This is a genomic window from uncultured Bradyrhizobium sp. (genome assembly GCF_936928535.1).
Lineage (GTDB): Bacteria > Pseudomonadota > Alphaproteobacteria > Rhizobiales > Xanthobacteraceae > Bradyrhizobium.
The window spans coordinates 1-4421 of the sequence record NZ_CAKZHY010000064.1 but is presented as its reverse complement, the minus strand read 5'-3'; the positions used below and the strand labels follow the sequence as shown (position 1 = coordinate 4421).

Genomic DNA, 4421 nt, shown 5'->3' with positions numbered 1-4421 from the left:
CAATGCGAGCGGGGGAACCAGCGCAGGCAGCAATTCCGGCCAGGGTGGCGGACCTCAGACACTTCGTCCGGGCAAGAGCAACGATCCCACGCGCCGCTGACGCTGTTGCGTTGCGATCCGACCTTTGCGCTGCGATTTGACAAGAACAGAAGCTGCCGAGTCCGCTCGGCAGCTTCTTTGATACCAAGTGCCCTACGACGCCTTCTGCTTCGCCTCGACGTATCGTGCAAAACTGTCGAGGATCGCCTGCCAGCCGGCTTGCTGCTGCTCGACCGAGTGGGTCGTTTCGCCATCGAAGGCGACGCGGACGACAACACCCTTGGGGCCTGGCACGAAATCGACTTCGGCCTTGCGATCGCCGAACGCATATTCGATCCGCTTGTGCTCGACGATCTCAGTGTAGGTGCCGGCGAAGTCAAAACCCATGCTGCCGTCCTTGGCTTCCATGCGGGACGAGAACAGACCGCCCTCGCGCAAATCGACCGTCGCCTTGGTCGTGTGCCAGTCGTCCGACGCGGCGTTCCACTTCACGATGTCCGCAGGCGTCGTGTAGGCACGCCAGACCTGATCAACAGGGGCGGCGACGCTGGTTTCGACGGTGATCCTCATGGGTATTGCTCCAGTTCAATTCTTTGACGGCTCGGGGTGACGACATCACTTCACGGCGGCAGGGTCGATCGACCACGCCTCTTTCGGGAAGTGTCCGCCCAAGGACGATCGAGCCACGTCCATGCCGACATGGGACCGCACCGTCAATGCGGTAAAAATTTTGGTGAGGCGATGTGCCGCAACCGGGCTGCGGACGCGCGTCAGCAGACCTTCTGAAAGCGCGCGCGCCACCGCGACGCCCTGGTCGGCGGCAGCACATAGCTTTTGCCCTCGGCCGAGACCGCCAGGGGCTGCCCGGAGGCCAGAAGATCCAGCAGACGGCCTTCCAGCGCCCCCCATTTTTTATCGGTGAGCTCGGGATGGCCGAGGTCCGCCTGGTTGAACCACGAGGTATGCGGCGGGAAGTTTTCGGGCGCGGCGTAAGTGAAGCCGGCAAAATCCATCTGCGTCTTGCCGTTGCCGATCGTAATCGTGGCCTCGGTGTGATCCTGCTTCGGCGCTTCGCCCGGATAGACCGCATCCAGCTCGTAATGCGTCCCGCAGCCGAAGCGAAACACCGTCTTGCGGTTGGTGTCGAAGAAGGTGAGCCAGGGACGATCGTAACGGTCCATCTCGAGCGTCCATGCGCCGCTCAGGATGTCCTTCGACGGGCCGCCGGCCGCCGCTACCGCCGACAATCCGAGCCACGACAGCGCGACGACAATTCCAAGCAGTCTTGCAGGCGTCGTCATGGCAACCCTTCAACGCGATCCGCGGTGATCTTCACGGCAAAGACGTCTCGACGGGCCGAGCTCTTCAGATCGGCCGTGACTTCTGGCGAATGGCCGCCGACCGTTTGAACAGTTGCTGCGCGTCGGCGGTGCGGCCCTGATCCTTGTAGAACGCAGCGAGGTTGTCCAGGATATCGACGAGATCAGGATGGTCCGGACCGAGCGTCTTCTCGAACGTCGCCACCGACAGCTTGTACAGCCGCTCCGCTTCGGCATTGCGCCCCTCGCGCGCATAGAGCGTCGCCAGATTGTTCTGCGCCTGGGCGATGTCGGGATGGTCGGGCCCATAGGCCTTCTCGGTCACCACTATGGCGCGCTTGAGCAGCTGTTCGGCATCGGCGTAGCGATGCGTGTGGATGTAGGCGTCGGCGAGGTTGCTCATCAACACCGTGGCTTCAGGGTCGTCGGGGCCGTTGGCCTTCCGGAGAATGGCGAGCCCGCGCTTGAACAAGGGCTCGGACTGGTCGTAGCGTCCCTGGCTGCTGTAGACCGCGGCGAGATTGCTCATCGCCATCACGATCGAGGGATCATTTGCACCGAGCGCCTTCTCGCGAATGGCGATCGACCGTTTGAGCAGCGGCTCGGTGACGTCGTAATGCGATTCGACGCGATAGAGTTCGCCCAGATTGTTCAGGACGGTCGCGACCTCAGTGGCATCAGGACCGAGCGTCCTCTCTCTGATCGCCAATGCGCGCTTGTACAGCAGCTCAGCGACAGGGTACTGGCCGAGATTGTAGTGGATCGTGCCGAGGTCGTTCAGCGGCATCGCGACCATGGCGTCCTCCGGCCCGAACTCCTTCTCGCGAAGCGCCAGGGCCTTCTGCGCAAGCGGCAGCGCTTCGGTATATTTGCCGGCGTCATAGAGCGCTTTCATCTGCCGGGTGAGCGTGCCGGCCTCGTCCTCTTCCGCATGGGACGGCGCGCCCAGCGACAGGCTCAGCGCGAGCGCGGCGACCGCAACACAGATCGATGCTTTCAGGGCCTTCATCGCGCGCTCCTTCGCGGCTGATGTCAGGGGGCTTCCGCAGTTTTGGTGCACCTGGAGGCGGGACAGGTTCAATGCGGAGCGGGCGTCCGGCTCAAATCGGACCGCACATCGCGCTGCGAACCGCGGCTCGCCGATACCCGATCAATCCCGCGAGGTCGCCGGCAGGATGTAGCGATCCAGCAGATCCAGCTCGGGCGCGACCATGTTCCTGGATTCCCGCCCCGCGTTGAAGACGACGACCATGTCGAGCGCGGGGATGATGATGGTCTTCTGCGAGTTGAAGCCGAGTGCAGCGGCCCATCGAACGGTGCCGTCCCTGTCAGGCGAACGCCCGATCCACCATTGATAGCCATAGCCGAACGCGGCCTTATCCGTCTCGATGTGTTCAGCCGTCGATTGATCGATCCAGGACGCCGACACGATCTGCTTGCCGTTCCAGGTGCCACGATTGAGAACAAGCTGGCCGATCTTCGCCCAGTCGCGCGGACGCAGGCTCAGCCCGTGCGCCGACATTGGCAAGCCACTGACAGGAGTCCTGTACCACTCAACATCCTCGATCCCGAGCGGCGCGAAGATATTCTCCTGAGCCAGCACATCGACGCCTTTCCCGGTGACCTTCTTCAGGATGGTGCCGATCAGCTCCGTTTCGGCATTGTTATACTGGAAGGAAACGCCGGGTGCCCTCTCGGAGCCTAATCCGGCCGACATCGTCAGAAGATGGCGCAGCGTGATGCGATCCTTGTCGGAGTCACGAAGTCCTTGGTAATCGGGAAGATAAGTCGCAATCGGAGCGTCCAGATCCTTGATCAGGCCGCGATCCATGGCGATGCCGACCAGCAGCGAGACCACGCTCTTGGTCATGGAGTAACCATTGTGCCGCGTGGTGGCGTCGTAATTGAACTGATGGGGATAGTCGTAATAGCTCTCGTAGACGAGCACGCCGTGCCTGATAACGACGATGTCGTCGACATTGGCGAGCTTGCCGCCGCGGATGCCGTCATCCATCGCGCACAGCAGCGCCGCATCCAGCCCCTGCTGCTCCGGCGCGGTCATCGCCCATCCGTCGTGGATTTCGCGCGGAATGCCGCAGGCTGATGCAGGTTGTGCACAGAAGGCGAAGGCACACATGGCTGCAATGACGCCAATCCATCTTCGCATGTCAGGCTCCCCACCATTCCCCACGACGACGTCGCAAGGATGCCGTTTGATGTGTGACGGTTTTGCGGCGCGACAGGCTTGGGAAGAGCCTTGATTTCAGGCAGGTACTGATGGCGATCAAGCGAAGTCCGCGATAGAATGCTCTCGCCGGACATTGGACACCTATCCATGGCTTTCTGGATCGCTGGTACAGCTGGATTGGTGATCGCCTATCTGCTCGGCGCGACACCGACGGGCTATCTGGCAGGAAAGCTGCTCAGAGGCATCGATATCAGAGAGCACGGCTCCCGATCGACCGGCGCGACGAATGTGCTGCGAACCCTCGGTAAATGGCCTGCCCTTGCCGTGCTCGTCATCGACGTGCTGAAGGGCGTGGCTGCGATCGTCGTTGCCCGCGTGTTCTGCCCCTGGCTCACGAGCGAGCTATCTCCGGTACCGCCGACAGCATCGGATCTGCAAGCCTGGGTGCCATGGCTTGTGTGCCTCGCCGGCATCGCCGCGCTGCTGGGCCATGGCCGCTCGATCTGGCTGAACTTCACCGGCGGCAAATCCGCCGCGACCGGGCTCGGCGTGCTGCTGGCGATGTCGTGGCCGGTGGGGCTGGGTGCGGCGGCGGCCTTCGGTATCGCGCTGGCGCTGTCGCGCATCGTCTCCTTGAGCTCGATGCTCGCGGCATTGACGGCCGTCATTCTGGTCTGGGGCTTCGACCACCCGCTGCCCTATCGGCTGCTGGTGATCGCGGGCGGCCTTTACGTGATCCTTCGCCATCGCGCCAATGTCGCGCGGCTGCTGGCGGGCACCGAGCCGCGGCTGGGACAGAGCAGCCCGGCTTCGTGAGTGCCTAGTCGGGCGTTTCCTTAGTTCGAATCATATCAGGCAGCCTCGGCGAGCTTGTA

The 4421-nt window shown here is 62.7% G+C and carries 5 protein-coding genes; 1 reads left to right on the top strand and 4 read right to left on the bottom strand.

The window, feature by feature from the left end; all coding sequences use genetic code 11:
- Positions 1–192: 192 nt before the first annotated feature.
- The 4 genes from Q0687_RS10255 to Q0687_RS10240 all read right to left on the bottom strand — a co-directional run bounded on the left by Q0687_RS10255 (position 193) and on the right by Q0687_RS10240 (position 3525).
- Positions 193–609: an SRPBCC family protein gene (locus Q0687_RS10255; protein ID WP_298875514.1), complete on the bottom strand. Its 417-nt coding sequence runs from the start codon at positions 607–609 to the stop codon at positions 193–195.
- Positions 610–809: 200 nt separating this feature from the next.
- Positions 810–1340 (bottom strand): hypothetical protein, encoded by a 531-nt coding sequence (locus Q0687_RS10250; protein ID WP_298875511.1) that lies wholly within the window; start codon positions 1338–1340, stop codon positions 810–812.
- A 64-nt stretch (positions 1341–1404) separates the two neighbouring features.
- Entirely contained in the window at positions 1405–2367 is a 963-nt protein-coding gene (locus Q0687_RS10245; protein WP_298875509.1) for a tetratricopeptide repeat protein, read from the bottom strand.
- A gap of 141 nt (positions 2368–2508) precedes the next feature.
- Positions 2509–3525 (bottom strand): serine hydrolase, encoded by a 1017-nt coding sequence (locus Q0687_RS10240; protein WP_298875507.1) that lies wholly within the window; start codon positions 3523–3525, stop codon positions 2509–2511.
- A gap of 168 nt (positions 3526–3693) precedes the next feature.
- On the opposite strand from Q0687_RS10240, the gene plsY reads away from it, so the two are divergent.
- Positions 3694–4362, top strand: a complete 669-nt coding sequence (plsY, locus tag Q0687_RS10235) for a glycerol-3-phosphate 1-O-acyltransferase PlsY (protein WP_298875505.1) — start codon at positions 3694–3696, stop codon at positions 4360–4362.
- Positions 4363–4421: the final 59 nt, after the last annotated feature.

Bases quoted from the DNA above. Each gene is read 5' to 3' on its own strand.
- Q0687_RS10255 (WP_298875514.1), bottom strand. From the start codon at position 609: ATGAGGATCACCGTCGAAACCAGCGTCGCCGCCCCTGTTGATCAGGTC.
- Q0687_RS10250 (WP_298875511.1), bottom strand. From the start codon at position 1,340: ATGACGACGCCTGCAAGACTGCTTGGAATTGTCGTCGCGCTGTCGTGG.
- Q0687_RS10245 (WP_298875509.1), bottom strand. From the start codon at position 2,367: ATGAAGGCCCTGAAAGCATCGATCTGTGTTGCGGTCGCCGCGCTCGCG.
- Q0687_RS10240 (WP_298875507.1), bottom strand. From the start codon at position 3,525: ATGCGAAGATGGATTGGCGTCATTGCAGCCATGTGTGCCTTCGCCTTC.
- plsY (WP_298875505.1), top strand. From the start codon at position 3,694: ATGGCTTTCTGGATCGCTGGTACAGCTGGATTGGTGATCGCCTATCTG.